This window comes from Microbaculum mangrovi (assembly GCF_051390635.1).
Taxonomy (GTDB): Bacteria; Pseudomonadota; Alphaproteobacteria; order Rhizobiales; family Tepidamorphaceae; genus Microbaculum.
In genome coordinates, this window is record NZ_JBPODT010000001.1 from 152555 (window position 1) to 178876 (window position 26322).

At 66.2% G+C, this 26322-nt stretch carries 26 protein-coding genes; 18 read left to right on the forward strand and 8 right to left on the reverse strand.

Annotation, left to right across the window (positions count from 1 at the left end; all coding sequences use genetic code 11):
* Positions 1-5: 5 nt before the first annotated feature.
* From ACSF9G_RS00760 to ACSF9G_RS00780, 5 genes are all read right to left on the reverse strand, one after another.
* Positions 6-932, reverse strand: coding sequence for an AAA family ATPase (locus ACSF9G_RS00760; protein ID WP_436637167.1), 927 nt, complete (start codon positions 930-932; stop codon positions 6-8).
* Positions 933-1026: 94 nt separating this feature from the next.
* Positions 1027-1818 carry an FAD binding domain-containing protein gene (locus tag ACSF9G_RS00765; protein WP_436637169.1) on the reverse strand — a complete coding sequence of 264 codons (792 nt, stop codon included), beginning with the start codon at positions 1816-1818 and terminating at the stop codon, positions 1027-1029.
* A gap of 12 nt (positions 1819-1830) precedes the next feature.
* Positions 1831-4194: a xanthine dehydrogenase family protein molybdopterin-binding subunit gene (locus ACSF9G_RS00770; RefSeq protein ID WP_436637171.1), complete on the reverse strand. Its 2364-nt coding sequence runs from the start codon at positions 4192-4194 to the stop codon at positions 1831-1833.
* 33 nt (positions 4195-4227) lie between these two features.
* Positions 4228-4719, reverse strand: coding sequence for a (2Fe-2S)-binding protein (locus ACSF9G_RS00775; protein WP_436637173.1), 492 nt, complete (start codon positions 4717-4719; stop codon positions 4228-4230).
* 204 nt (positions 4720-4923) lie between these two features.
* Entirely contained in the window at positions 4924-5388 is a 465-nt protein-coding gene (locus tag ACSF9G_RS00780) for an SRPBCC family protein (RefSeq protein WP_436637175.1), read from the reverse strand.
* A 128-nt stretch (positions 5389-5516) separates the two neighbouring features.
* Here ACSF9G_RS00780 and pcaB point away from each other — a divergent pair, with 128 nt between their 5' ends.
* From pcaB to ACSF9G_RS00845, 13 genes are all read left to right on the forward strand, one after another.
* Complete coding sequence (pcaB, locus tag ACSF9G_RS00785; protein WP_436637177.1) at positions 5517-6860, forward strand: 3-carboxy-cis,cis-muconate cycloisomerase; 1344 nt, start codon at positions 5517-5519, stop codon at positions 6858-6860.
* 16 nt (positions 6861-6876) lie between these two features.
* On the forward strand, positions 6877-7656 hold the full coding sequence (gene pcaD / locus ACSF9G_RS00790) for a 3-oxoadipate enol-lactonase (protein ID WP_436637179.1): 780 nt from the start codon (positions 6877-6879) through the stop codon (positions 7654-7656).
* Between the two features lie 5 nt (positions 7657-7661).
* Positions 7662-8051, forward strand: a complete 390-nt coding sequence (pcaC, locus tag ACSF9G_RS00795) for a 4-carboxymuconolactone decarboxylase (protein ID WP_436637181.1) — start codon at positions 7662-7664, stop codon at positions 8049-8051.
* A gap of 90 nt (positions 8052-8141) precedes the next feature.
* On the forward strand, positions 8142-8516 hold the full coding sequence (locus tag ACSF9G_RS00800; protein ID WP_436637183.1) for a helix-turn-helix domain-containing protein: 375 nt from the start codon (positions 8142-8144) through the stop codon (positions 8514-8516).
* Positions 8517-8759: 243 nt separating this feature from the next.
* A complete protein-coding gene (locus tag ACSF9G_RS00805) occupies positions 8760-9791 on the forward strand; it encodes a TRAP transporter substrate-binding protein (RefSeq protein ID WP_436637185.1) in 1032 nt (343 codons plus the stop codon).
* A gap of 114 nt (positions 9792-9905) precedes the next feature.
* The gene (locus ACSF9G_RS00810) at positions 9906-10481 is read left to right on the forward strand and encodes a TRAP transporter small permease (RefSeq protein WP_436637187.1); all 576 of its coding nucleotides are present in this window, start codon (positions 9906-9908) and stop codon (positions 10479-10481) included.
* Positions 10482-10494: 13 nt separating this feature from the next.
* Entirely contained in the window at positions 10495-11817 is a 1323-nt protein-coding gene (locus tag ACSF9G_RS00815; protein WP_436637189.1) for a TRAP transporter large permease, read from the forward strand.
* Between the two features lie 137 nt (positions 11818-11954).
* On the forward strand, positions 11955-12890 hold the full coding sequence (locus tag ACSF9G_RS00820; protein WP_436637191.1) for an ABC transporter permease subunit: 936 nt from the start codon (positions 11955-11957) through the stop codon (positions 12888-12890).
* On the forward strand, positions 12887-14260 hold the full coding sequence (gene livM / locus ACSF9G_RS00825; protein ID WP_436637193.1) for a high-affinity branched-chain amino acid ABC transporter permease LivM: 1374 nt from the start codon (positions 12887-12889) through the stop codon (positions 14258-14260). Before ACSF9G_RS00820 ends, livM begins: the two co-directional genes overlap by 4 nt.
* Before the next feature lie 116 nt (positions 14261-14376).
* Entirely contained in the window at positions 14377-15198 is an 822-nt protein-coding gene (locus tag ACSF9G_RS00830) for an ABC transporter ATP-binding protein (protein WP_436639622.1), read from the forward strand.
* Positions 15195-15950 (forward strand): ABC transporter ATP-binding protein, encoded by a 756-nt coding sequence (locus ACSF9G_RS00835; RefSeq protein WP_436637195.1) that lies wholly within the window; start codon positions 15195-15197, stop codon positions 15948-15950. Before ACSF9G_RS00830 ends, ACSF9G_RS00835 begins: the two co-directional genes overlap by 4 nt.
* 10 nt (positions 15951-15960) lie before the next feature.
* Positions 15961-16320, forward strand: coding sequence for a DUF6867 family protein (locus ACSF9G_RS00840; protein WP_436637197.1), 360 nt, complete (start codon positions 15961-15963; stop codon positions 16318-16320).
* Between the two features lie 124 nt (positions 16321-16444).
* On the forward strand, positions 16445-17548 hold the full coding sequence (locus ACSF9G_RS00845; RefSeq protein WP_436637199.1) for a branched-chain amino acid ABC transporter substrate-binding protein: 1104 nt from the start codon (positions 16445-16447) through the stop codon (positions 17546-17548).
* Between the two features lie 60 nt (positions 17549-17608).
* On the opposite strand, the gene ACSF9G_RS00850 is transcribed toward ACSF9G_RS00845, so the two are convergent.
* Entirely contained in the window at positions 17609-18340 is a 732-nt protein-coding gene (locus tag ACSF9G_RS00850; RefSeq protein ID WP_436637201.1) for a DUF1194 domain-containing protein, read from the reverse strand.
* A gap of 231 nt (positions 18341-18571) precedes the next feature.
* On the opposite strand from ACSF9G_RS00850, the gene ACSF9G_RS00855 reads away from it, so the two are divergent.
* From ACSF9G_RS00855 to ACSF9G_RS00865, 3 genes are all read left to right on the forward strand, one after another.
* Positions 18572-19147 carry a helix-turn-helix domain-containing protein gene (locus ACSF9G_RS00855; RefSeq protein WP_436637203.1) on the forward strand — a complete coding sequence of 192 codons (576 nt, stop codon included), beginning with the start codon at positions 18572-18574 and terminating at the stop codon, positions 19145-19147.
* Positions 19144-19674 carry a GNAT family N-acetyltransferase gene (locus tag ACSF9G_RS00860; protein ID WP_436637205.1) on the forward strand — a complete coding sequence of 177 codons (531 nt, stop codon included), beginning with the start codon at positions 19144-19146 and terminating at the stop codon, positions 19672-19674. Before ACSF9G_RS00855 ends, ACSF9G_RS00860 begins: the two co-directional genes overlap by 4 nt.
* A gap of 63 nt (positions 19675-19737) precedes the next feature.
* Positions 19738-20742, forward strand: coding sequence for a P1 family peptidase (locus tag ACSF9G_RS00865; RefSeq protein ID WP_436637207.1), 1005 nt, complete (start codon positions 19738-19740; stop codon positions 20740-20742).
* Positions 20743-20745: 3 nt separating this feature from the next.
* Here the strand turns inward: ACSF9G_RS00865 and ACSF9G_RS00870 are convergent, their stop codons facing one another.
* Positions 20746-24228, reverse strand: coding sequence for an indolepyruvate ferredoxin oxidoreductase family protein (locus ACSF9G_RS00870; RefSeq protein WP_436637209.1), 3483 nt, complete (start codon positions 24226-24228; stop codon positions 20746-20748).
* 152 nt (positions 24229-24380) lie between these two features.
* Here ACSF9G_RS00870 and ACSF9G_RS00875 point away from each other — a divergent pair, with 152 nt between their 5' ends.
* On the forward strand, positions 24381-24869 hold the full coding sequence (locus tag ACSF9G_RS00875; protein ID WP_436637211.1) for an Lrp/AsnC family transcriptional regulator: 489 nt from the start codon (positions 24381-24383) through the stop codon (positions 24867-24869).
* 291 nt (positions 24870-25160) lie between these two features.
* The gene (locus ACSF9G_RS00880; RefSeq protein ID WP_436637235.1) at positions 25161-25823 is read left to right on the forward strand and encodes a trimeric intracellular cation channel family protein; all 663 of its coding nucleotides are present in this window, start codon (positions 25161-25163) and stop codon (positions 25821-25823) included.
* 60 nt (positions 25824-25883) lie between these two features.
* On the opposite strand, the gene ACSF9G_RS00885 is transcribed toward ACSF9G_RS00880, so the two are convergent.
* Positions 25884-26315, reverse strand: a complete 432-nt coding sequence (locus ACSF9G_RS00885; RefSeq protein ID WP_436637266.1) for a YybH family protein — start codon at positions 26313-26315, stop codon at positions 25884-25886.
* Positions 26316-26322: the final 7 nt, after the last annotated feature.

A 26322-nucleotide genomic window follows, 5' to 3' on the forward strand; every position in this document is an offset into this window, starting at 1 on the left:
CTGGTCTACCCTGCGGCGCGCAACTCCGCGCGCACCTGGTCGAGCAGCTCCTTGGCCTTGGAGCCCTGCATCCGCTGGATGTCGTCCTGATACTTGAGCAGGACGCCGAGCGTATCGGAGATGGTGGCGGCATCGAGCGCCACGGCGTTCAGCTCGGTCAGTGCCGTCGCCCAGTCGAGCGTCTCGGCCACGCCGGGCGCCTTGAACAGGTCCTCCCTGCGGATCGCCTGGACGAAGGCGACGACCTCGCGGCTCAGCTTCTGCGGCGCCTCGGGCACCTTCGCCTTGACGATCGACAGTTCGCGGGCGGCGTCGGGATAGTCGACCCAGTGATAGAGACAGCGCCGCTTCAGCGCGTCGTGGATCTCGCGGGTGCGGTTGGAGGTTATGATGACGATCGGCGGCCGGTCGGCGGTCACGGTGCCGATCTCCGGGATCGTCACCTGGAAGTCGGACAGGACCTCCAGCAGGAAGGCCTCGAAGGCCTCGTCGGTGCGGTCGAGTTCGTCGATCAGCAGCACCGGCGGCCCCGCGGTGTCCGGCTCAAGGGCCTCGAGCAGCGGCCGCTTGACCAGGAACCGTTCGGAGAACACGTCCTCGCCGAGCCTGGCGCGGTCGACGACGCCCTCGGCTTCCGCCACGCGGATCTCGATCATCTGGGCGGCATAGTTCCACTCGTAGACGGCCGACGATACGTCGAGGCCTTCGTAGCACTGCAGCCGGATCAGCCGCCGGCCGAGCGCCTTGGCCAGCACCTTGGCGATTTCGGTCTTGCCGACGCCCGCCTCGCCTTCCAGGAACAGCGGCCGCCCCATCTTCAGCGCCAGATAGAGGACGGTCGCCAACGACCGGTCGGAGACATAGTCGGCCGAGGCAAGCAGCTTCAGCGTCGCATCGATGGACTGCGGGATCTCGGGACTCTGGTCGGCCACGGCGGGCTCCGGACTGTTTGGCGAAGTGTGAAACGGCCGGCGCCGATTTGGACGCCGACCGCAATCTAGCACACAGGTCGCGCTGGTCGGCGGCTCACGCCGCCGTCACCGCACGCCGCGCCATCACGGCGATCAGGTTCGCCCGGTAGTCGGCGCTGGCATGGATGTCGCTGTTGAGGCCGTCGGAGGGGACGCTCACCCCTTCGAGCGACTTCGGCGCGAACCGGGTCGACAGTGCGGCTTCCAGGTCCTTGGAGCGGAACACGCACGAGCCGGCGCCTGTCACCGCCGCACGCACCTCCTTGCCGCGCTTCGACACGAACACCCCGACGAGCGCATAGCGCGAGGCCGGGTTCGGGAACTTCGCATAGCCGGCCTTGCGCGGAATCGGGAAGATCACCTTGGTGACGATCTCGCCGGGCTCCAGCGCCGTCTCGAACATGTCGACGAAGAAATCGTCGGCCTCGATCTTGCGCTTGTTGGTGACGATCGTCGCGCCGAGGCCCAGGCAGGCGGCCGGGTAGTCGGCGTTCGGGTCGTTGTTGGCGATCGAGCCGCCGATTGTGCCGCGGGCGCGCACATGCGGATCGCCGATGCCACCGGCAAGCTGGGCAAGCGCCGGAATCGCCTCCCGGACGACATCGGAATTGGCGACGTCGGCATGCGGCGTCATCGCCCCGATGTGGATCTTGCGGCCTTTCTGCTCTATTCCCGCCAGCCCTTCGATGCCGCCGAGATCGACGATATCCGACGGCGAGGCCAGCCGCTGCTTCATCGTCGGCAGCAGCGTATGGCCGCCGGCGAGGACCTTGGCGTCTTCCATCTTGGCCAACAGCCCGGCAGCCTTACGGACCGTCGCGGGCCGATGATAGTTGAACGGATACATCTGTGATCCTCCTTATTCGGCGGCCGCGCGCTGCGCGGTTTTCCGGGCCGCACGCCAGACCGCCTGGGGCGTGGCGGGCATTGCCAGGTCCTCGTGTCCGAGCGCGTCGGTGACGGCGTTGACGACGGCCGCCGGCGCCGCGATGGCCCCGGCCTCGCCGCAGCCCTTCATGCCGAGCGGGTTCGACGGACATGCCGTGACGGTGGTGTCCACCGTGAAGCTCGGCAGGTTGTCGGCGCGCGGCATGGTATAGTCCATGAACGAGCCCGAAAGCAGCTGGCCGTCACTGTCGTAGCGCGTGCCTTCCAGCAGCGCCTGGCCGACCCCCTGGGCGATCCCGCCATGCACCTGGCCCTCGACGATCATCGGATTGATGACCGTGCCGAAATCATCGACGGCGACCCAGTTGACGATCTCGGTGACGCCGGTGTCCGGGTCCAGTTCCACCTCGCAGATGTGGCAGCCCGCCGGGAAGGTGAAGTTCGTCGGATCGTAGAACGACGTTTCCTTCAGGCCCGGCTCGATCTCCGAGGGCGGGAACCCGTGCGCCACATAGGCGCCGAGCGCCAGCGACGTCCAGTCGATCGCCTTGTCGGTGCCCTTCACGGTGAAGTTGCCGTCCTTGAAGTCGATGTCGGCTTCCGCCGCCTCGAGCAGGTGGGCGGCGATCTTCTTGCCCTTGGCGACGACCTTGTCGAGCGCCGTGGAGATCGCCGACATGCCGACTGCACCGGAGCGCGAGCCGTAGGTGCCCATGCCGAACTGCACCTTGTCGGTGTCGCCATGGACGATCGAGACGTTCTCGAAGGGAATGCCGAGACGGTCCGCGACCAGCTGGGCGAAGGTCGTCTCGTGGCCCTGGCCGTGGCTGTGCGAGCCGGTCAGGACCTCGACCGTGCCGACCGGATTGACCCGGACCTCGGCGGATTCCCACAGGCCGACGCCGGCGCCGAGCGACCCGACCGCCTGCGAGGGCGCGATGCCGCAGGCCTCGATATAGGTCGAGAAACCGATGCCCCGCAGCTTGCCGCGCCGCGCCGACTCGCGCTTGCGCTTGCCGAAGCCCTTGTAGTCGGCAACCTCCATCGCCTTGTTGAGGGAGGCATGATAGTCGCCGATGTCATAGGCCATGATCACCGGCGTCTGGTGCGGGAACTTGCGGATGAAGTTGCGCTTGCGCAGCGTCGCCGGGTCCACGCCGATCTCGCGGGCGGCAACCTCGACCAAACGCTCGACCACGAAGGTCGCCTCCGGGCGTCCGGCGCCGCGATAGGCGTCGACCGGCGTCGTCGTGGTGTAGACCGCGTCCACTTCCGCGTAGATCGCCGGAATGTCGTACTGTCCCGACAACAGCGTGGCGTAGAGATAGGTCGGCACCGAGGAAGCGAACAGGCTCATGTAGCCGCCGACATTGGCCAGCGTCTTGACCCGCATCGCCAGGAACCGGCCCCGTTCGTCCATCGCCAGCTCGGCGTGGGTGGCGTGATCGCGCCCGTGCGCGTCCGACAGGAAGGCCTCGGTGCGGTCGGCCGTCCACTTCACCGGCTTGCCGACCTTCTTCGACGCCCAGGCGGACACCGTTTCTTCCGGATAGACGTAGATCTTGGAGCCGAACCCGCCACCCACGTCCGGCGCGATGACGCGCAGCTTGTGCTCCGGCGAGACGTTCAGGAACGCCGACATGACCAGACGCGCCACATGCGGGTTCTGACTGGTGGTCCACACGGTGGTGTGGCCGGTGCCGGAGTCGTATTCGGCGACGGCCGCGCGCGGCTCCATCGCGTTCGGGATCAGGCGGTTGTTGACGAGATCGATCTTGGTGACGTGATGCGCCTTGGCGAAAGCGGCTTCGACCGCGGCCTTGTCGCCGAGTTCCCACTCATAGGCGGTGTTGCGCGGCGCTTCCTCGTGGACGGCGATGCCCGAGCCCTGCGACTTGGCCACGTCGACGACGGCCGGCAGCACCTCGTAGTCGACATCGATCTGCTCGGCGGCGTCGCGGGCTAGCTCGATGGAGTCGGCGATGACGACGCAGACAGGGTCGCCGACATAGCGCACCTTGCCCTGGGCCAGGCACGGATGGCCCGGCGTGACCATCGGCGATCCGTCCTTGGAATGGATCATCCAGCCGCACGGCAGCGGGCCGATCCCGTCGGCGGCAAGATCCTCGCCGGTCAGGACGACACGCACGCCATCCATGGCGGTCGCCTGGCTCGCGTTGATACCCTTGATCCTGGCATGGGCGTGCGGCGAGCGCAGGAAATAGGCGTAGGTTTGCCCTTCCCGGTTCACGTCGTCGACATAATGGCCCTTGCCGGTGATGAAGCGTTGGTCCTCGACCCGTTTCACACGGGCACCGATTCCGGTCGCACTCATATCGTCTCCTCCCAGAGACTGGAATTATCGATATTATTCGGCTGCGATACGGCCACTTGAGGCCATGGCCTCGCAGCCTTGAGCGATAGCCTTGACGATGTTGTGGTAGCCCGTGCAGCGGCACAGGTTGCCTTCGAGCTCGTGGCGGATCGTCGCCTCGTCGAGCTTGCCGCCGTGCCGGTTCACCATGTCGACGGCCGACATGATCATGCCCGGCGTGCAGAACCCGCATTGCAGGCCGTGATTGTCGCGGAAGGCTTCCTGCATCGGATGAAGCTGGTCACCCTTGGCAAGCCCCTCGATCGTCGTCACCGAAGCGCCGTCGCACTGGGCGGCGAGCGTCGTGCACGATTTCAGCGCGCGTCCGTCCACGTGGACGACGCAGGCGCCGCACTGGCTGGTATCGCAACCGACATGTGTTCCGGTAAGTCTGAGTTGCTCGCGGATGTAGTCCACGAGAAGCGTGCGGGCCTCCACATCGGCGGAGACCGCCTGACCATTGACGGTCATCGATATTTTCGGCATTTCGTTCCTCCCTCAGGCGGTCGGAAACCGGCCTGAACTCCGTGTGTGTGCCGGGAAAATATTCAATGAGAATACGGGGAAATCCCGCGAATCTTGATTATTTTTAATTGGCCTCCCTGCTGCGCATATTGTTTTGCGCCGATTTTTTACCCATTACGGATGCCGGTCAAGCCGACAAATGGCGAAGGGTGACGCAGCGGCGCGTCAGGCCGCGTTCTGGTCAGGGGTCACCCGGTTGCGGAAATTCTCGAAAAACTGGTCCGCTGTCTTCTTCGCCGCACCGTTGATGAGGCGCTGGCCGACCTGCGCGATCTTGCCGCCGACATGGGCTTCCACGTCGTAGGAGAGCACCGTGCCGCCGTCCTCGCCATCCTTCAGCGAGACGGTGGCGCCGCCCTTGGCGAAGCCGGCGACCCCGCCCTGCCCCTGGCCGGAAATCCTGTAGCTGTTCGGTGCGTCGATATCCGACAGCGCGACGTCGCCTTTGAATTTCGCCTTCACCGGGCCGATCTTGACGGTCGCCACGGCGCTGAACTCGGTATCGCTCTTCTTCTCGAAGCTCTCGCAACCGGGAATGCAGGCGGCCAGCACGTCCTGGTCATTGAGCGCGTTCCACACGGTCTGCCGGTCGGCAGCGATCGTGTACTCGCCAGTCATCGTCATAGCCATGTGTGCAAACCTCCCTCTTTGGCGCGGAGTTTAGCGCGAACCGCCGCGAAAGGAAGTCGACGGGTGACATTCGCGTCCGCCTGCGACTAAAGTCCGCCAACCTTGTCCCGATCAGTCCGGCGGCGCCCGTGCAATCCGATTTGCTGACCCCGCTCTTCGCCTCCGCCGATATGCAGGCCGTGCTCTCGGACCGCGAACGCGTTCGCGCCATGCTTGCCTTCGAGGCGGCGCTGGCGGCAAGCGAGGCGGCCGCCGGCCTGATCCCTGCAGACGCGGCCAGCGCGATAGAAGGCGCCTGCGCCAGCTTCGAACCGGACATCGAAGCGATCGGCGAAGCGACCCGGCGCGCCGGCAACCCTGCGATCCCCTTCGTCAAGGCGCTGACCGCACACTGCACCGAACCGGGCCGCGGCTGGGTCCACTGGGGCGCCACCAGCCAGGACGTCATCGACACCGCGAACGCCCTTGTGTTCGGCCGGGCGATGGCGCTGATCGATAGGGAAACGGTTGCGCTCGGCGACGCCCTCGCCGCCCGGGCCGAGGCCCATCGCTCCACGGTCATGCCCGGCCGCACGCTGCTGCAACCGGCATTGCCAATTACATTCGGATTCAAGCTTGCCGGCTGGCTCGCCATGCTGATGCGCTGTCGGACCGCCATCAAGACCGCCGCCGACCAGGGGCTTGTCCTGCAGTTCGGCGGCGCGGTCGGCACCCTCGCGGCGATCGGGAGCAAGGCCGCCATTGTGCGCGAAGACCTCGGGCGTCGGCTCGATCTGCCGGTTCCAGACATCGCCTGGCACACCGCCCGCGACGGCTCCGCCCGGATCGGCACGGAACTCGCCATCCTCACCGAGGCGCTCGCCAAGATCGCCGGCGATATCGCCTTGCTGATGCAGGCCGAGGTCGGCGAGGCGGCAGAACCGGCCGGCCCCGGCCGCGGAGGCTCCTCGACCATGCCGCAGAAGCGCAATCCGGTGGCCGCGCCCGCCGTGCGCGCCAATGCAATGCGGGCGAGCGGCCTCGCCTCCGCCCTCCTCTCGGCCATGCCCCAGGAGCACGAGCGCGGCGCCGGCGGTTGGCACGCGGAATGGACCATCCTGCCGGATCTGTTCGAAATCGCCGCCGGCGCGCTCGGCCACGTCGCCGAGACGATCGCCGATCTCGAGGTCCGCCCGGAGCGCATGCGCGCCAACCTCGATATCGGCAACGGCACGCTGATGTCGGAGGCGCTGATGATGGCGCTGGCGCCGACGCTCGGCCGGCACGAGGCCCATCACGTCGTCGAGACCGCCGCCAGGCGCGCCATCGCAGAGGATCGCCGTCTTGCGGAAATCTGCCGGGAAACCGGCGAAATCGTCGACGGCCTGGGTTTGGAGGGGATCGAAACCGCCCTTGATCCGTCCACCTATCTCGGAATCTCCGAAGCGACGGTCGATACGATCGTCGCGCGCTGGAAGGCAATACGAAACTGACGAAGGGAGTCCGGCCATGCCCGAGACCGCCGCGAACGGGGCAATCATCCATTACGACATCTCCGGCCGCCCGGACGGGCCGTGGCTGGTGTTCTCGAACTCGCTGGGCACCGATCTGCGGATGTGGGATGCGCAGACCGCCGCGCTCGGCCGCGATTTCCGGGTTCTGCGCTATGACACCCGCGGCCACGGGCAATCGGACGCGCCGTCGGGCGACTACAGCTTCGACGACCTCGGCCGCGACGCCCTCGCGGTGATGGATGCCGCCGGCGTCGACAAGGCTTGTTTCTGCGGGCTTTCGATGGGCGGGGTCACCGGGATGTGGCTCGGCGTGAACGCGCCCGAGCGCTTCGAGAAGCTGGTCCTCTGCAACACCGGCGCCAAGATCGGCGACACCGAAACATGGCAGCAGCGCATCGACACGGTGCTTTCCACCGGCATGGCCCCGCTTGCCGAGGCGGTCGTCGACCGTTGGTTCACCAAGCGGTTCCAGAACGAGCAGCCGGCCGCCGTCGACCGCATCCGCGCGATGATCAAGGCGACACCGGCCGCCGGCTACGCCGGATGCTGCGCCGCCCTGCGCGATATCGACCTGCGCGAGGCGATCGCGGCAATCGATCTGCCGACGCTGGTCGTCGCCGGCCGGCACGACCCCTCGACGCCGGTCGCCAACGCCGAGGAGATCCGGGCCGCGATCAAGGGATCGCGACTCGTCGTGCTGGACGCCGCCCACCTGTCCAACATCGAGCAGGAAGCCGAATTCAGCGAAACCGTCTCGACCTTTCTGAAGGCCTGACAGCGATGGATGACAAGACCCGCCACACGAACGGCATGACCAACCGCCGCGCCGTGCTCGGCGACGCCCACGTCGACCGTGCCGTCGCCCGCACCAGCGACATCGACCGGGATTTCCAGGACCTGATCACCCGCTATGCCTGGGGCGAGATCTGGGAGCGTCCCGGGCTCGACCGGCGCACCCGCAGCCTGCTGACCATCGTCATGCTGCTCGCCCTTGGCCATCACGAGGAGCTGAAGATGCACCTGCGCGCCTCCGTGAACTGCGGCGTGCCGCGCGAGGATGTGGTCGAGGCGCTCCTGCAATCGGCGATCTACTGCGGCGTGCCCGCGGCAAACGCCGCCTTCAAGGCCGCCAAGGAAGTCTTTGCCGAAATGGACGCATCCGGCTCATGAAACGCCGCAAACGGTCGCAAGCCCGCATCCCGTGAATGCTATTGGCGAAGTGGCGGTCATCCGGCCGCGACACAAGACGAGGAGTTTGCGATGGCCCGCAGGAAGGCGTCCAAACCATCGACCACCGCGGACCGGGTGAAGAGCGCACGCGAAGCCGCGGGCCTTTCGACGGCTCAGGTGGCACGCCGTCTCGGGGTCACCACCCGCACCCTCGCCTCCTGGGAAAACGGCCGCAGCGCCCCGCGGGCCAACCGCTTGTTTATGCTGGCCGGTGTCCTCGACGTCACGCCGACCTGGCTGATCGGCGGTGAAGGCACCGTCCCACCGGGCGGCCGCCACGAGATCGCGCTTCTGAAGGGCGAGCTCAAGCGGCTGCGCAGCCACCACGACGAGATGGGCCGCCTGATCGAGCGGATCGAATCCAGCCTGGACACGCTGGCGCAGAAAATCGACCCCGACAGCTAGATCGACCTCGACAGCGAGCGGTATCGGCAGCCCCTTTTGGGTCATTCCGATGCAAAAACAGGGCCTTTTTGCCGCCTGCATTGTCCGTAATTCGAACAAATGATCGGTTTCCGCCCAAATTCCGGTGGGTGAGCCTCCGTGTCGCTTGCGGTGGTTGGCCCCGCCAACTAGCCTTCCCGTCAGGAAATCGTCGCCCCCGCAGCGTCCCGCGCGGATGTTCGACGATTGATTTGGGAGGACATCATGAAACGTGCTGTTTTCGCCATCGCGGCCGCCGTCGCGATGATGACCGCGCCGGCCCTGCCGGCTTCGGCCGCCGACGTCGTGCTGAAGATCCACCAGTTCCTGCCGGCAGCGGCGCCGGTGCCGAAGAACTTTATTGTTCCCTGGGCCGAGAAGCTCAAGGAGGAGTCCAACGGCCGCATCGATTATGAGTTCTATCCGTCCATGCAGCTCGGCGGCTCTCCGCCCGCCCTCTACGATCAGGTGCGCGACGGCGTCGCCGACGTGATCTGGACCCTGCCCGGCTACACCCCCGGCCGCTTCCCCGGAACCGAGGCTTTCGAGCTGCCGTTCATGCCGACGAGCGCCGAAGCCACGTCGCAGGCCGCCTGGGACTACTACGAGAAGTACCTGAAGGACGAATTCAAGGACGTCCATGTCATCGCCGTCCATACCCACGGCCCCGGCCTGATCCACGCCAAGGGCGACGGCGTCCAAACGCTCGAGGATCTGAAGGGCATGAAGCTGCGCGGCCCCACCCGCATGGTCAACAAGCTCATCGAGAACCTCGGCGCCACACCCGTCGGCATGCCGGTTCCCGCGGTTCCCGAGGCCCTCTCCAAGGGCGTCATCGACGGCACCGTGATCCCGTGGGAGGTGACCGCGCCGCTCAAGGTAGCCGAGCTCGTCGACACCCACACCTCGTTCGCCGGCGATCGCGGCTTCTACACGAGCTTCTTCGTTTTCGCGATGAACAAGGACACCTATGACAACCTGCCGGACGACCTGAAGAAGATCGTCGACGCCAACTCGGGCCGCGAGGCGTCCAAGTGGGTCGGCCGCGTCATGGACGAAGGCGACGCGCCGGGCCTGAAGATCGCCACCGAGCGCGGCAACAAGATGATCGAGCTCGACGAGGCCGAGGTCGCCCGCTGGAAGGAAGCCTCCCAGCCGGTCGTCGAAGGCTGGATCGCCGAGATGAACGAAAAGGGCTATGACGGCCAGACGATGTACGACGACGCCAAGGCGCTGATCGAGAAGTACAGCAACTGACGATCCGGATCGATTAATCCCGCCGTTCGCGAAACGGCGGCGTAGACTACTGCGGGGACTACGACGGGGCGGGCCGACAGCTCGCCCCGATCGCTCGGTGGGGAAAACGGCATTATGGCGAGGGACGCGGAATCCATACCCGGTCTGGCGCCGGGGCTCGAAGCCGGTGTCGGGCGGATCGTCAGAGCGATTACAGCAACGCTGGCCCTGCTTGGAGGCCTCCTGCTGCTGGCGCTGGTGGTCATGACGGTGGTCAGCATCACCGGCCGCGCCCTGGTCGGCGTCTTCGATTTCTTCCCCTTCGACCGATTGGGACCCGTTCCGGGCGATTTCGAGCTGGTCTCGGCCGGCTGCGCCGTTGCCGTATCCGCCTTCCTGCCCTGGTGCCAGCTCAACCGGGGTCACGTCACGGTCGATGTATTCCTGACCCGGCTGGGAGACCGTACCAAGGCGGCGCTGACCCTTGTCGGCAACGTGCTGATGACCGGCGCCGCCGTCCTGATCGCGTGGCGCCTGCAGCTCGGCCTCGTCGACAAGCTCAGCTACAACGAAACGACGATGATCCTGCAGATGCCGGTCTGGTACGGCTATGCCGGGGCCGCCGTCGGCCTGTGGGTCTTCGCGGCAACGTCGCTCTACACCGTGTGGCGTTCGATCAACGAGGTCGCCGCCGGCCGCGAGGACCGGTAGGGGAAGAGCGCCGATGGACCGCTTCGAAATCGCCATGATATCGATCCCCATCCTGCTGGGGATGATCTTCCTGCGCGTGCCGATCGGGCTGGCCATGCTGCTGTGCGGCGTCGGCGGCACCGCGATCGTCACGGAGCGATGGGTTCCGATACTCGCGAGCCTGAAGTCCCTGACCTACGACGTATTCTCCGGCCACAGCCTGTCGATCATCCCGCTGTTCCTGCTGATGGGCCAGTTCGCCACCAAGGGCGGCATGTCGCAATCCCTGTTCAAGGCGGCGGCCGCCTTCCTCGGGCACCGCCGCGGGGGCATCGCCATGGCCGGCATCGGCGCCTGCGCCGGATTCGGAGCCATCTGCGGCTCGTCGCTGGCCACCGCCGCAACCATGTCGCAGGTCGCGCTGCCGGAAATGCGCCGCTACGGCTATTCGGGCGCCCTGTCCACCGGCTCGCTGGCCGCCGGCGGGACGCTCGGCATCCTGATCCCGCCGTCGATCGTGCTGGTGATCTACGCGATCCTCGCCGAGCAGAACATCATCACGATGTTCATCGCCGCGGTCGTTCCGGGCATCATGGCCGCGGTCGGCTTCATGATCGTTGTCGCGATCTACGTGCGCCTCGATCCCACGGCCGCCACGATTCGCGAACGGGTGGGACTGCGCGGCCGTATCGCCGCAATCATAGACGTCTGGCCGGTGGCGCTGATCTTCCTGCTCGTTATCGGCGGGATCTACGTCGGCTGGTTCACGCCGACCGAGGCGGCCGCGGTGGGCGCCGCCGGCACCGGCCTGCTGGCGCTTCGCTCCGGCGAGCTTGACTGGAAGGGCCTCAAGGACTGCCTGCTCGCCACCGCGACATCGACGGCGATGATCTATTTCATCATCTTCGGCGCCCAGGTCTACAACACCTTCCTGGCGTTCGCGCAGTTGCCCCAGACCACGGCGGAATGGGTCGCAGCGGCCGGTTTCAGCCCATGGGTCGTGCTGGTCCTGATCCTTCTCGCCTATCTGGTTTTCGGCTGCGTCATGGATTCCCTGTCCATGATCCTGCTCACGGTCCCGATCTTCTTCCCCCTGATCATGACCCTGGACTTCGGCATGAGCCCCGAAGAGACCGCCATCTGGTTCGGCATCCTGGTCCTGATCACCGTCGAACTGGGGCTTGTAACGCCCCCGGTGGGGATGAATATCTTCATTATCAATTCGTTGGCGCCGGATATTCCCCTGACGCAGACCTATCGCGGCGTCGTTCCGTTCCTAATTGCCGAGGTGATCCGTATCGCCCTGCTTGCGATTGTTCCCGCGATCATTCTGTTCCTGCCGCGGATGCTGGGTTGAATTTCGCGAACCGTGTCCGTTGCGCGATTGTCACCTACCCGCAGCCTTGATAAGAGGGAACACTGTCTACGGACGGGCAGAACTCACGTGAGCGCACAAACAATCAGCGCAACGTACCAAGGGGGGTTCGAACCAGCATGGAGTACTTTCTCCAGCAGCTGATCAACGGGTTGACCCTGGGCTCGATCTACGGGCTCATCGCGATCGGCTACACGATGGTCTACGGGATCATCGGAATGATCAATTTCGCCCACGGCGACATCTTCATGATCGGCGCGTTCATCGCGCTGATCTTCATCATCCTGCTCGGCGTCACCGCCGGCAGTTCGTTCCTGCTTCTGCTCTTCGCGCTGCTGCTCGTCCTGATGATCGCCATGGCGCTGACCGCCGCCTACGGCTGGACCGTGGAACGCCTCGCCTACCGGCCGCTGCGCACCTCGTTCCGCCTGGCGCCGCTGATCACCGCGATCGGCATGTCGATCGTGCTGCAGAATTACGTGCAGGTCGTCCAGGGCGCGCGCGTGAAGCCGCTGCAGCCGCTGATTTCCGGCAACTTCACGATCATGGAAAAGGTTTCCCCGGAGGGCAACTTCGCCGTCAACCTGTCCTATATCCAGATCCTGATCGTGGTGACGACCCTCATTCTTATGGTCGCCTTCTCGCTGATCATCGCCAAGACTTCGCTCGGTCGCGCGCAGCGCGCCTGCGAGCAGGACCGCAAGATGGCCGCCCTGATCGGCGTCAACGTCGACCGCACCATCTCGCTGACCTTCGTCATGGGCGCGGCGCTCGCCGCCGTCGCCGGCATGATGTACCTGCTCTACTACGGCGTCATCGACTTCTATATCGGCTTCGTCGCCGGCGTTAAGGCGTTCACCGCCGCCGTGCTCGGCGGCATCGGCTCGCTGCCGGGCGCGATGCTGGGCGGGCTTCTCATCGGCCTGATCGAGACCTTCTGGTCCGCCTATTTCTCGATTGAATACAAGGATGTGGCGGCCTTCTCCATCCTCGCGATCGTGCTGATCTTCCTTCCCTCTGGCATCCTCGGCAAGCCGGAAGTGGAGAAGGTATGACGACGGTATCTTCGCCGCCCCGCGAGCGCGGCATAGCCGACTCCGTCAAGGACGCGGGGCTTGCCGCCTTCGTCGCCCTCGCGCTTGCCGTGCCGATCATGGGCCTCCGCACGACCGTCGAGCCCGGCGGCAGCGGCCTCGTCATCGTCACCGACTGGCCGCTCGTGATCGGCGCCGTCGCCGTCGTGTTCGTTGGCCGCCTGCTGCTCGACCTGTTCGTCTGGCGCAAGATCGTCCGGATCCCGATCGGCGACAAATGGTTCCGCCGCCCCGGCGGACGGCCTCTTGCCCGGCACGCCGAACGCCTGGGCAGCGTCTTCGGCCCGGCCCTGCTCGCCGCCGCGATCGTGCTCCCGTTCCTGCCGATGTCCGATCGCTACGTGATGGACATGTCCATCCTTGTCCTCACCTACGTGATGCTCGGCTGGGGCCTGAACATCGTCGTCGGGCTGGCCGGCCTGCTCGATCTCGGCTACGTCGCCTTCTACGCGGTCGGCGCCTATTCCTACGCCCTCCTCGCCCACTACTTCGACCTCGGTTTCTGGATCTGTCTCCCGCTCGCCGGCATCCTCGCCGCGTTCTGGGGCATCATTCTCGGCTTCCCGGTCCTGCGGCTGCGCGGCGACTATCTCGCCATCGTCACGCTCGCCTTCGGCGAGATCATCCGCGTCGTGCTGCTCAACTGGTACGAGTTCACCAACGGCCCGGACGGAATTTCCGGCATTCCGCGGCCGTCCTTCTTCGGCCTGGACTTTACCCGCGGCGACGACGGCTTCGCTGCCTTCTTCGGGCTCGACTACAGCCCGATGCACCGCATCATCTTCCTCTACTACCTGATCCTGATCCTCGCGCTGATCACCAACTTCGTCACGCTCCGGCTGCGACGACTGCCGGTCGGACGGGCCTGGGAGGCCCTGCGCGAGGACGAGATCGCCTGCCGCTCGCTCGGCATCAACACCACCAGTACGAAACTGACCGCCTTTGCCACAGGTGCCATGTTCGGCGGCTTCGCCGGATCGTTCTTCGCCACCCGGCAGGGTTTCATCAGCCCGGAATCCTTCACCTTCATCGAATCCGCGCTGATCCTGGCAATCGTCGTGCTCGGCGGCCTGGGCAGCCAGATCGGCGTCGTCATCGCCGCGGTCGTCATGATCGGCGGTCTCGAGGTGCTGCGCGAGCTGAGTTTCCTGAAGGCGATCTTCGGCGAGAACTTCGACCCGACGAACTACCGCATGCTGATCTTCGGGCTCGCCATGGTGGTCATCATGGTGTGGAGACCGCGCGGGCTGATATCGACGCGGCAACCCTCCATTTCGCTTGGCGAGCGTAAGGCGATCTCCGGCGACTATGTTGGCGAGGGTCACGGATGAGCGCGACGCAAGCCACCATGGCCCCTTCGAACGGCGCTGCCCCTTCGAACGGCGCGAACGCCGCCGCGGCGACGGGCCCGGAGATCGCGCCGATCCTGACGGTCGACCACCTGACGATGCGCTTCGGCGGCCTCGTCGCCGTCGACGATCTCAGCTTTCTCGCCGGCCGCGGCGACATCACCGCGCTCATCGGCCCCAACGGCGCCGGCAAGACCACGGTGTTCAACTGCATCACCGGCTTCTACAAGCCGACCGAGGGCATGCTGTCCATGCGCCTCACCGACGGCGACACCTACCTGCTCGAACGCCTGCCCGACTTCAAGATCGCCGCCAGGGCGAAGGTCGCCCGGACGTTCCAGAACATCCGGCTGTTCGGCGGCATGACCGTGCTGGAGAACCTTATGGTCGCCCAGCACAATCCGTTGATGCTGGCCTCCTACTTCACCATCGGCGGCGTGCTCGGTCTGTCCCATTTCCGCCACGCCGAGCGCGATGCCATCGAATACGCCAAGTACTGGCTGGAGCGGATCCGCCTCGTTGACCGCGCCGACGACCCGGCCGCCGACCTGCCCTACGGCGCCCAGCGCCGGCTCGAGATCGCGCGCGCCATGTGCACACGTCCGGAGCTTCTGTGCCTCGACGAGCCGGCGGCCGGCCTGAACCCGCGGGAATCGGCCGAACTGAACGAATTGCTGCGCTTCATCCGCGACGAACACGGCACCTCGGTGCTCCTGATCGAGCATGACATGTCGGTGGTCATGGAGATTTCCGACCATGTGATCGTGCTCGATTACGGCAAGAAGATCGCCGACGGCACGCCGGAGGACATCCGCAACGATGCCGCCGTCATCGCCGCCTATCTCGGCGTCGAGGACGAGGAGGTCGAGGAGGTCGAACGCGAAGTGGAGACGGTAACCAAGGGGCCCGAAGACGCATGATCGGCAACGGCCAGTCCACTCGCGACGCTTCGGCCCCGCTTCTGTCGATCAGGGGCGTCGAGACCTATTACGGCAAGATCGTCGCCCTGCGCGGCGTCGACATGGACGTCAATCCGGGAGAGATCGTCACGCTGATCGGCGCCAACGGCGCCGGCAAGTCGACCCTGATGATGACGATTTGCGGCGACCCGCAGGCGCGCAACGGGACCATCACCTATGACGGGGTCGACATCACGCGCATGGCCACGCACGAGATCATCCGCAGGAAGATCGCCCAGTCGCCCGAGGGCCGGCGCATCTTTCCACGCATGTCGGTGCTGGAAAACCTGCAGATGGGGGCGATCACCGCGGATCTGCATCATTTCGACGAAGACCTAGAACGTGTCTTCGGGCTGTTTCCGGTGCTGAAATCCCGCCAAAGCCAGCGCGGCGGCACGCTGTCGGGCGGCGAGCAGCAGATGCTGGCGATCGCCCGGGCGCTGATGGGCCGGCCGAGGCTGCTCCTTCTGGACGAGCCTTCGCTCGGCCTCGCCCCGTTGATCGTCAAGCAGATCTTCGAGGTGATCGGCGAACTCAACCGCAATGAGGGTCTGACCGTCTTCCTCGTCGAGCAAAACGCCTACCATGCGCTGAAGCTCGCGCATCGCGGCTATGTCATGGTCAACGGCACCATCACCATGAGCGGCACCGGCAAGGAGTTGCTGGCGCGTGAGGAAGTTCGGTCGGCCTATCTCGAAGGCGGACGGCACTGAGGAGCGGACAATGGGCATTCTCTGGGAAGGTTCGTTCGGTGTTTTCCTCCTTATGACCGTATTCCTAGGCGGTGGCGCTGCATGGTTGTCGGGACGCGCGATCGCCCTCACCTGGCGTCCCGTCGCGCAGATCGTCCTTTACATGATCCTGCTCACTGCCGCGGTTCGTTTTCTGTACTTCTCCCTGTTCCAGGAAACGCTGCTGTCGCTCTATTACTACCTTGTTAATCTGGCGATTCTCCTCGCGATCGCCGTGCTTGGATTTCGCGTAACGCGCGCACGCCAGATGGTCACCCAGTATCGCTGGCTGTATGAGCGAGCCGGTTTCTTGGGGTGGAAGAAGCGGCCCGGCGTAACGGACGCCGTTTGATCACGCTGCGGCACTCGAACCGTGGTTTTTGCTTTTGATCCGTGTAATAAAAACCTTAACCGGGCCTCGTCCCGGACAAACCGAAGGGTCGAATGCGGCCCGAATTCCGAGAGGGAGTAACCTGATGAAGAAACATCTGTTGACCGGTGTGGCGCTTTCGTTCGGCGTCCTCATGTCCGGCACCGCTCTTGCCGATATCACGGTCGCCACGACGGGCCCTATGACTGGCCAGTACGCCGCCTTCGGCGCGCAGATGAAGGCCGGTGCCGAGCAGGCCGTCGCGGACATCAACGCCGCCGGTGGCGTCAATGGCGAGAAGCTGGTTCTGGAAGTCGGCGACGACGCCTGCGACCCGAAGCAGGCCGTGGCTGTCGCCAACCAGATGGTCGGCAAGAACATCGCGCTGATGGCCGGACACTTCTGCTCCGGATCGTCGATTCCCGCCAGCCAGGTTTATGCGGAGGAAGGGATCATCCAGATCTCCCCGGCCTCGACGAACCCGAGCTATACCGAAAACCGCCCCGGCCCGGGCACCTATCGCGTCTGCGGCCGCGACGACCAGCAGGGCGAGACCGCCGGCAAGTTCCTGGCCGAGCAGTTCAAGGACAAGAACATCGCTATCGTTCACGACAAGACCGCCTACGGTAAGGGTCTTGCCGACGAGACCAAGAAGTACATGAACCAGGCCGGCAAGCAGGAAGCCCTCTACGAGGCCTATACGGCCGGTGAAAAGGACTACACCGCGCTGGTCTCCAAGCTGAAGCAGGAGAACATCGACGTTCTCTATGTCGGCGGCTATCACACCGAGGCCGGCCTGATGGCCCGCCAGATGCGCGACCAGGGCATGGATACCATCCTGGTCTCGGGTGACGCGCTGGTGACCGACGAGTACTGGCAGATCACCGGCGATGCCGGCCAGGGCACGCTGATGACCTTCTCGCCGGATCCGCGCAAGAATCCGGAAGCCGCGCCTGTCGTCGAGGCTCTGGAGAAGGCCGGCAAGACGGCCGAGGGCTACGCGCTCTACACCTACGCCGCGATCCAGGCGTGGGCGCAGGCAGCCGAGGCCGCCGGTTCGACCGACTACGATGCGGTCATCGAGAAGCTCAACGCCGGCGACTTCGATACCGTCCTCGGCAAGCTGTCCTTCGACGACAAGGGCGACGTGACCCTGCCGGGCTACGTCTTCTACGAGTGGAAGGACGGCAAGTACGATTACATGCAGTAATCGGCACAGCCACACCCGATACGGAAAGCCCGGCCGCGCGCCGGGCTTTCTTTTTCGCGGCTACTCGATCGTCATTCCGGTGAAATCATCGCCGCGGTCGGCGATCTCCAGCACCAGCTTGCGCCGCACCGCGTCGGCAAAGCTCGTCTCCCCGTCGACGGTCACGACGAAACTGCCTGGCCCGATGATGATCCGGGTCGCGAAGGCGTCTTCCAGGTCGTAGCCGACCGGCCGCCCGCCGCAGCCCTGCAGGCGGCACAGGATCGCCAGGCCGTTGATCGTCACGCCGGCAGCCAGCGCTTCCTCGCGGGTCGTCTGCACCGCCGGGCCGCTCCAGCTGTTGGCGCTGTCGGCGGAGATGTCGATCACCTTCCTCAGGCCGATGATGTCGTTGCCTTCGATCAACGCGAGCCCCTTACGGATCGCGCTGCCGATGGCGTTTCGCCCGTAAGCGAGCCGCGGCGTCGACAGGAGCGCGTCGGCAAAGTCCTGGGCAGCGGCGGCGCCGTCGATCACGGTCCAGGGCACGACCACCGCCTGCGAGGTATGGTCGCCCCACTCCACGTAGGTGACCGCGATTTTCTGCAGCAGCCCGCCTGCGATGGCGTTGAGCACCTCCGAATGGGTGATGGCGGCGGCATAGCCCTCCCGCTGGAATCCTATCTCCGAGGTATCGATTGAGCCCGAGGCATCAGCGAGCAGGACGAGCTCGAGATCGACTTCCTGCTGAGCCTGCGCGACAGGCGCGACCGATATCGCGATCAGGAGAACACACGCACGAATGCCGACCATCCGCCCCTCCTCGAGGTCGTGATCTCCATAGAACTAGGAAACCTATCGCGGTCGACCATGGCGCACCGCCTCCGCCAGCGGCGCGGGCAACGCGAAACCGTCAGGCAAGGTGGTCACGGAGGACGGGGAAACGGCGGCGAGGACTGGGGCCTGCTGCCCCATGAGAGCAGCCCCTGGGGAACCGGGTTGGTATACTTGCGAATTTCTCATATTCGGTAGATATTTCCAAATATGGAAACGGCCGGTCTGGATTCTTCGATCGACACACGTATCGCCCGGCGCCTCAAGGAACTGCGCGGCGAGCGCGGCTGGTCGCTGGACGATCTCGCCGCACGCAGCGGCGTGAGCCGCGCCACGCTCTCCCGGCTGGAAAACGCGGAGGTGAGCCCGACGGCGACTGTCCTCGGCAAGCTCTGCGCGGCCTACGGCCTGACGCTGTCGCGGCTGATGCTGATGGTCGAGGACGATTTCGCGCCCCTGGTACGCCGCGACGCCCAGACCGTCTGGACGGACACCACCACCGGGTTCACCCGTCGCATCGTCTCCCCACCCGCCGATGCGCTCGCCGCCGAGGGGCTGGAATGCGGCATCGAGCCCGGTGCGCGTATCGCCTACGACGCCCCGCCGCGACCGGGCCTCGAACACCATATGCTGCTGCTCGAGGGTGAGCTGCGGGTGACCGTAGACGGCCACACGCACGACCTGAGACCCGGCGACTGCCTGCGCTACCAGCTCTTCGGACCGAGCGAATTTCTCACCCCCAGTCATACCGGCGCGCGATACGTCCTGTTCATGGTGCGGACATGAACGACGCCCCCGCCATCTCCGTGGCATCCGAAGTCGACCTGGAGGCGCGCGTCGGCGACCTCGCCGATCTCCTCCATGCCTGCGTCCACGCCGGCGCCAACATCAATTTCGTGCTGCCGTTTTCGCGGGACGACGCCGTCGCGTACTGGCGCGGCAAGGTGCTGCCACCGGTTCGCGCGGGCACCCGCATCGTCTGGACCGCCGGCACGGGCGACACGATCGTGGGATCGGTGCAGCTCGACATCGATACCCCGCCGAACCAGCCGCACCGCGCCGAAGTGACCAAGCTGCTGGTCCATCCCGATCACCGGCGGCGCGGCATCGCGCGGGCGCTGATGACCGCGCTTCATCGGCACGCCGCCGGTCTCGGCCGGACCCTGATCACGCTCGATACCCGCACCGGCGACATGGCCGAGCCGCTCTATGCCTCGCTCGGCTACCACACTGTCGGCACGATCCCGGATTTCTGCCGCGACCCCGTCGAAGACCGGCTCCACCCCACCACGATCATGTACAAGGTGCTTTGAGCGCCGCTATTCTCGGCTGTGATTCCGCTGGAAGTTTCTGACTCAAGCATCGGACGAGACTCTATGATTCCCGGCCCCCGCAATCTCCTGACCGACGTTCCTGGCCTACTGGTCGGCCATGCCGACGACGACGGCCTCCTGTCCGGAACGACCGTCGTCCTTTGCGACGAGGCCACAACCGCATCCGTCGACGTACGCGGCGGCGGGCCCGGCACGCGCGACACCGAATTGCTCAGCCCCGAGATGACCGTGCCCGGCGTCGATGCCGTGGTGATCTCGGGCGGATCGGCCTATGGCCTCGACGCCGCCTCGGGCGTCCAGGCATGGCTGCGCGACAAGGGCCGCGGCTATCCGGTCGGCCCGGTGACGGTGCCGATCGTACCGCAGGCGATCCTGTTCGACCTCATCAACGGCGGCGACAAGGACTGGGGCCGGTTCCCGCCCTATCGCGACCTCGGATGGTCGGCTTGCGATCGGGCCGGCGTCGACTTCGCCGTCGGTTCGGTCGGCGCGGGGTTGGGATGCACGACGGCGCGCCACCGCGGCGGTCTCGGGTCGGCGTCGCTCGTCACCGAGGACGGGTTCACGGTCGGCGCGATCGTCGCGGTCAACTGCGTCGGCCGGGTGACGATCGGCGACGGACCGCACTTCTGGGCCGGCGGCTGGGAGGTTGGCGACGAGTTCGGAGGGCGCGGCCTGCCGCCGCGTGTCGACGAGGAGGCGCTGAAGCCCATCTCCAAGCTGGACGCGCTGTCCGCCACCACCCCGGCGCTTGTCGCCACCGATGCGATCCTCACCAAGTCCGAGGCCAAGCGGCTCGCGGTCATGGCGCAGGACGGCATGGCGCGCGCCATCCATCCGGTCCACACCCCGCTCGACGGCGACACGGTGTTCGCGCTGGCGACCGGCAGGATGGCGATGAAGGATCCGACGCTCGACATGCTGCGCATCGGCGCCGCCGCCGCCCGCTGCCTCGCCCGCGCGATCGCGCTGGCCGTCTTCGAGGCGGGGCAGGACGGCCGCGGGCCGGCCGGGTGGCCGGCCTACCGCGACGAATTCCCGCGCTGATCCCTATTCCGCGGCTTCGAGCACAGGGCCGGTTAGCACGGTCGGCGCGTCCCAGCGCCGGTTCAGCCCGTCAAAGCGCTGCCGCGCCTTGGCGACATTGGCGGCCTTCACCGGGCCGAAGCCGCGGATAAGCTCCGGCACCCTGGCGATCTCGATGGCCAGACCCAGCTTCTTCGCATCCAGTCCGGCCGCGAGCTTCGCAAGCGTTGCCTCGTAATCGGCGATCAGCGCCCGCTCCTCGCGCCGCTCCGCCGTATAACCGAACGGATCGAAGCGCGTGCCGCGCAAGCCCTTCAGCCTGGTGAGCATCCCGAACACCGGGAAGATCCACGGACCGAAGCTCCGCTTCGCCGGCCGGCCGGTGCGCGGATCGATGCGCGACAGAAGCGGCGGGGCGAGCTGGACCGAGATCCTGCCGCCACCTTCGAACTGCTTGTCCAGCGCGGCGCGGAACTCCGGCGCGGTGTAAAGCCGGGCCACCTCGTACTCGTCCTTGTAGGCCATCAGCTTGAACAGCGATTCCGCCGCCTGCCGGGTGAGCTTCAGGTTCGAGCCCTTGAGCTTTTCCTCGGCCGCGCGGACCGTCGAGACGGACCTCAGGAACCGTTCGGCATAGGCCTCGTCCTGGTATGCGATCAGTTCCTTGGCGAGGAAGACGATGCGCTCGTCGAGCGGCATGTCGGCCGGCTTCGTCGGGTCCTCGACCAGCCCCTGGAACAGCTCCGGCCGCGCAGCGAGCAGTCGGCCGGCGGCGAACGCCAGCACGTTGGCGTCGATGGCGGCGCCGTTCAGCCGGATCGCCTGCTCGACCGCCTTGCGGCGCAAGGGCAAGAGCCCCTTCTGCCAGGCGAAGCCTACCAGCATCATGTTGGCGAAGATCGTGTCGCCGAGCGCGGTTTCGGCGAACCGGGCGATCGCCGCCGCGTCGACGCCCTTCACCGCATCGCCCACGGTGCGGGCGATGCGCAGGGCGTTGAAGCTCTGCACCTGGTGCATGACGAATTCCGCGGTCGGCGCGACATCGGTGTTCAGCACCGCCCGGGTGCGGTCCGGTGCGCACAAGCTGAGCGCCTCGGCGCCGCCGGCGACCACCAGGTCGGCGGCGAGCAGCACATCGAGCGACCCGACCGGGATGCGCGGCCCCTCGATGGTGACGTCAGGGGCGGAAAAGCGGACGTGCGAGGTGACCGGCCCGTTCTTCTGGGCAAGTCCGGTCATGTCTAGCGTCGAGGCGTTGAGGCCGTCGAGATGGGCCGCGGTCGCCAGCACCGCCGAGGTGGTGGTGACGCCCATGCCGCCGATGCCGGTGAGCAGCAGGTTGACCGGCGCCACGCCGATGTCCGTCTCCGGCTCGGCCAGCTCGGCCGCCAGCGCGGCGATATCGAAGTCCGCGCCCGCCGCCTTGCGCGGCCCCGCGCCGGTTACCTCCACGAAGCTCGGGCAAAAGCCCTTCACGCAGGAATAGTCCTTGTTGCAGCTCGACTGGTTGATCCGGCGTTTCTCGCCGAACTCGGTCATCAGCGGCTCGACCGAGATGCAGTTCGACTGCACCGAGCAGTCGCCGCAGGCCTCGCAGACGCGCGGATTGATGAACACCCGCTTGTCCGGGTTCTCGTACTGGCCCTTCTTGCGGCGGCGGCGCTTCTCCGCCGCGCAGGTCTGGTCGAAGACGATGACGGAGACGCCGGGCACCGTCGCAAATTCCTCCTGGACCGCGTTCAGGTCGTCGCGGTGCTTCAGCGGTACGCCCGCCGGCAGGTCGGCCGGGGAATAGAGGTGCGGGCGCTCCGACAACAGCGCGATGCGCTCGACGCCCTCCGCCTGCACCTGGGCGACCAGCTGGCGCACGTCGAGCGGGCCGTCATGGGTCTGGCCGCCGGTCATGGCGACGGCGTCGTTGAACAGGATCTTGTAGGTAATCGGCGCGCGCGCCGCCACCGCGGCACGGATCGCCAGGATGCCGGAATGATAGTAGGTGCCATCGCCGAGATTGGCGAACATGTGCTTCGTCTTCGAGAACGGGAACTGGCCGAGCCACGACGCGCCCTCGCCGCCCATGGCGATCAGCCCCTCGGTGGTGCGGCCGTTGATCTCGGTCATCGCGTGGCAGCCGATGCCCGGCATGGCGCGGCTGCCTTCGGGCGTCACGGTCGAGGTCGAGTGCGGGCAGCCCGAGCAGAAATAGGCCGACCGCACGGCGTCGGTGGCATGCTCGTCGCTCCAGGCCTGGCGGGCGGTGAGGCGCCGGGCGCCCTCCCCCATCGCGCCCGTGCGGGCGGTCTTCGGCAGGAACGCGATCAGCGCCGGGGCGACCTCGCCCGGGCCGCATTCGCGGATATCCGGCAGGAAGGCACGGCCGTCGGGACGCGTCTTGCCATACACCTGGGGCCGCTGGTCGGCGGCCCAGTGGAACATCAGGTCCTTGAGCTGCGGCTCGATGACCGCGCGCTTGTGCTCGACCACCATGACGCGATCGAGCCCCCTGGCGAAGCCGGAAATCGCCTCCGGCTCCAGCGGCCACGGCATCGCCACCTTGAAGACGGCAAGACCGATCTCGCCCGCAACCGCCTCGGTGATGCCGAGCAGGTCGAGCGTCTGCCGTACGTCACGATAGGCCTTGCCCGTCGTGACGATGCCGAAGCGCGGATTGTCCGAGCCGAACACCTTGCGGTCGAGCCGGTTGGCCCGGACATAGGCCTTGGCGGCGGGCAGCCGCAGGGTGCGGTTCAGGACCTCGGTGTCGAGACGCGTCTTGAGCTGGAGATTGGTGTTCAGTTCGGCCGCCTGGCGCGGATCGGCGTGGTCGAGCGGGCGGCGGATCGAGATCCGGTTCGGATCGACATTGACGATCCCGGAGGAATCCATCGTGTCGGCGAGCGCGATCAGCGCCACCCACAGGCCCGAATAGCGCGACATCGCGATGCCGTGCAGGCCGTAGTCGAGCACGTCCTGCAGGTCGGAGGGGTTGAGGATCGGGATCTCGGAATGGATGAAGGCATGCTCGCTCTGGACGGGAAGCGAGGAGGACTTGGCCAGATGGTCGTCGCCGGCGATCGCCAGCACGCCGCCGGCCGCCGCCGTGCCGCTGGCATTGGCGTGGCGCAGAACGTCGCCGGCCCGGTCGACGCCGGGCGCCTTGCCATACCAGATGCCGAACACGCCGTCGTGGTCGCTCTCGCCGGCAAGACCCACCTTCTGCGTGCCCCAGACGGCGGTTGCCGCCAGTTCTTCGTTGAGGCCGGGGTGGAAGACCAGATCATGGCTGTCGAGGAGGCGTTTTGCCCGTTCCAGTTGCTGGTCGTAGCCGGCCAGCGGCGAGCCGCGGTAGCCGGAAATGTAGCCGGCGGTCTTCAGCCCCGTCGCGCGGTCGCGCCTGATCTGGTCGAGCGGCAGGCGGACCAGCGCCTGGATGCCGGTCATGTAGACCTGGCCGCGGTCCAGTACGTATTTGTCGTCGAGCGTGACTTCGCGGGCAATCGCGTTCATCGGCAGCCTCTTGCCTGTCCCGGCGCCAGCCTTGCCGTTGCGGCAGGCGCACCGGGCTTGTTCGCTATAGGGCTTATTATCTCGCGATCTGACGGAAAAACTGTGCTATCCTTGCGCTCTCAGACCGGATACTCGCAAGGATGTTCCGCTGAATGTCGACACGCGAAAAAATTTCACTCGATGCCGGCGACGTCCGAATCCTGCGCGAACTGCAGCGCGACGCCTCCCGGCCGGTGGCCGAGATCGCCAAGGCGGTGAACATGTCGCAGACGCCGTGCTGGCGGCGGATCAAGCGGCTGAAGGAGACCGGGGTCATCAAGGCGACGGTGGCGATCCTCGACCGCGAGGCGCTCGGCCTCGACTTCGTCTCCTACGCCTTCGTCAAGCTGGCCATGCCGAGCCGGGAGAACATGGAGACCTTCGACCGCATGATGCGGGCCTGGCCAGAGGTGGTGTTCTGCGAGCGCGTGACCGGCGCCGTCGACTACATGATCAAGGTCGTCGTCGAGGACATGCGCGCCTATGACGAGTTCCTGCGGTTCCGGCTGCTGGATTCCGAGCTGGTCACCGATGTCCAGTCGCGCATCGTCGTGGCGACGACGAAGGATTCCACGGAACTGCCGCTGCCGAGCGAAGGCTAGCGTCGGACTTTCGGGATCGCGCCAGCACGAACGCCGACGCCCCCCGAACGCTTTCCCCAAACACCCTGAAGGATAGACACCGGCTGCCGCCCCGGCCTGTCGTCCGGCGTGGCCGCCCGCGGCGTCCGAACGGGCCCGGGGAGCGACATTCGAGCTGCGTTGGCCTACTAGTTTGGTCGACTGTTTTCTGGCAAGGGGGCGTGACCATGGCCAGGACGTCGAACGATTTCAATCTCATCCGGGAATCGGGTGACGCGAAGCTTTTCGACACGGAGCGCCAGGAGGGCAAGGATGGCCGCGAACGATCCGCTCAGCATCGGCATTCTGGTGATCATGTATTTCGGCGATGTCGTCTTCGCCGTCAGCGGCGCCCTGACGGCGGCACGCTACCGCATGGATGTCCTCGGCTTCGTGCTGATCGGCACCATCACCGGCATCGGTGGCGGCACCATCAGGGACCTGCTTCTCGGCCGTCCGGTGTGGTGGACGCAGGACCCCGCCGAGCTGATCCTGTGCGTGGCCGCGGCGCTGATCACCTTCTTCGTCGCTCCCGGCGAAACTAACCGCCGCCGGGGTATGGTCTGGGCCGACGCCCTGGGCCTGGCAGCCTTCGCGGTGGTCGGTTGCCACATCGCACTGGCGTTCGGCGCGCCCTTCGTGGTCGCCGTCTTCATGGGCATGATCACGGCCACCGGCGGCGGCGTCCTTCGCGACGTGATCACCAACACGCAACCGATGATCCTGTGCGGGCAGCTCTATGCCACCACCGCTCTGGTCGGCTCCCTGACCTACGCCACCCTCGCCTATCTCACGGTTCCCGGACTGATGGCCGAAACCGCGGCATTTCTGGCCGCCTTTACGCTCCGCGCGGCGGCCATCGTCTTCGATATCCGGATGGGCCCGCCGGGAGAGTTCCTGCGGATCGGCGCGTCGAAGGACTCGACATCCGAATGAAGGCGCCGGCCGCGCAGCGGTCGTATGATCTCGCGCCGCGAACCGAACCGGGTGACCGACCTAGGCCACGTAAAGGGCCCGTTGGCGCTGCTTTTGCCAGCCGGGCGAGCAGATGACCGTGACGATGAATCGCCACGACCCGCCTTCCTTGCGCAGCACGTAGTGCGCATCGACGACCTCGATCGACGAGCCGTCGCTGCGCAGGCGTCTGATGTTGCGGGCATCCGCAATCGCCATCCCCTCGCCGCTGGGGCGCACAGTCAAGCTGTCGTAGACGGAATGGCTGAAGCCTTCGTCGATCAGGCGCGCGAACAGATCCTCGAGCATCGCGATCTTGGCCGCGCGGTCCGGCAGGTTGAATGACATTTTCGAATGCATGAAAAGGGCCGGCTCTGTATGGAAGTCGGCCATGGCGCCGAAATCCCGGGCATTCCAGGCGGCAATATAGCGGTCGTAAAAGGCCTGTATTTCGGCCCTAACGGCGTCCGTCATCGCGGGC